2 protein-coding genes are annotated in these 1,530 nt (G+C 40.8%); both read right to left on the bottom strand.

Annotated elements, in window-relative coordinates:
• Positions 1-169: 169 nt before the first annotated feature.
• Positions 170-982, bottom strand: coding sequence for a dTDP-glucose 4,6-dehydratase (locus tag E2L07_RS20430; RefSeq protein ID WP_243855031.1), 813 nt, complete (start codon positions 980-982; stop codon positions 170-172).
• On the bottom strand, positions 979-1,449 hold the full coding sequence (locus E2L07_RS20425) for a sugar phosphate nucleotidyltransferase (protein WP_243855030.1): 471 nt from the start codon (positions 1,447-1,449) through the stop codon (positions 979-981). Before E2L07_RS20425 ends, E2L07_RS20430 begins: the two co-directional genes overlap by 4 nt.
• Positions 1,450-1,530 lie beyond the last annotated feature (81 nt).

Genomic DNA, 1,530 nt, shown 5'->3' with positions numbered 1-1,530 from the left:
CTTTCCTAAAGCCGCCTAGTCAATTTTTAAAAAAATAATGGCAATAGGTTTCTTTGTCATGCACATTTTTGAAAATACAATGAAAATAATGAGTGTGCAGGCCATTCCAATCCAATTTCCAGTAATTTTGGTTCATTTCACCCGGAAAATTGTTATTTATTCCGAGACTCTATTTAATTAGGTCGTGATCCTTTCCGAGAATATTGAGGATCTGTTTGGTGATTTCAAGGTTTGTGCGTTCGTTTCCACCACCAATGTTGTATATCTCACCAATTTCACCATGTTCCATAATGGTGGTTAAGGCCCGACAGTGATCGGTGACGTAAAGCCAATCGCGGATTTGCAAGCCGTCTCCGTATAGGGGGATTTTTTTATTGGTGAGAGCGTTCGCGATAATTTTTGGAATGAGTTTTTCCTTGTCCTGCCTCGGTCCGTAGTTGTTGCTACAGCGGGTAATGATCACAGGAGCTTGGTATGTCTTGTAAAAGGAACGAGCCAATAAGTCTCCTCCTGCTTTACTAGCCGAATACGGATTATTTGCTGCTAACGGAGACTGTTCTGTGAAAGGGACGTCCTTCATACCTAATGAACCGTAGACTTCATCGGTAGAAATGTAAAGGATTTTCTTAGCGTAGCCTTTTAAAACGGCGAGGAGTAAATTGTGCGTTCCAAGAATATTCGTTTCTAAGAAAACCATTGGATTGTGAATGCTTCGATCCACATCGGTTTCTGCAGCAAAGTGAACAATCACATCATAGGTGCGATCAAATGCCTCAAGGAGCTGGTCGGCATCCCCGATGTCAGCTGAAATAAAACGGTAATTCGGATGATCAGTAAATCCCGCCATATTTTCCAGCTTTCCAGCGTACGTCAAAACATCGACATTTGTGATGTGATACGTTGGTTTATGCTGCAACAATGCCTCGATAAAATGTGAACCGATAAACCCAGCGCCTCCGGTTACGAGTATTTGCTTACTCATGACTCTCCTCCCGCTAAATCTAATGTTTGATTCATATAGCAATTTGCTTTAAATAACGATTCGTGAGTACCGGCGTCAATCCACCAGTCGGGCAAAATGTTAAATCCCATCGTTCCTTGATCAATATAAAAATTGTTCACGTCTGTAATTTCTAATTCACCTCTGGCTGAAGGAGCAATCTGCTCAATAAATGAAAAAACGGTTCGGTCATACATATAAATGCCTGTGACACAATAGGCAGACCCTTGCATATTTGGTTTTTCAACGATCTTCTTTATTTTTTGTTTCGTTTCATCAAGAAACGCAATCCCGTATCTTGTTGGATCGCGGACTTCTTTTAAAAGAACGAAAGCACCCTCCTTTTGCCTCTCGTATTGTTGAACATAGGCGGTGAGTGGATCAGCAAACAGGTTATCTCCTAGAGCCACAGGACAAATTTCTGTAACCCTTGATATTACTGATTCCATTCAATTTGCTACTATAGATGTGTTCCCATACCTTTTTACGTGATCAAGTTCTTTATGTTTTGTCAAACCTCAATTTTAGCG

The organism is Halalkalibacterium halodurans, assembly GCF_004376175.1.
GTDB lineage: Bacteria > Bacillota > Bacilli > Bacillales > Bacillaceae_D > Halalkalibacterium > Halalkalibacterium halodurans.
The sequence above is the reverse complement of the archived record's forward strand: the minus strand, read 5'-3'. Positions and strand labels throughout refer to the sequence as shown.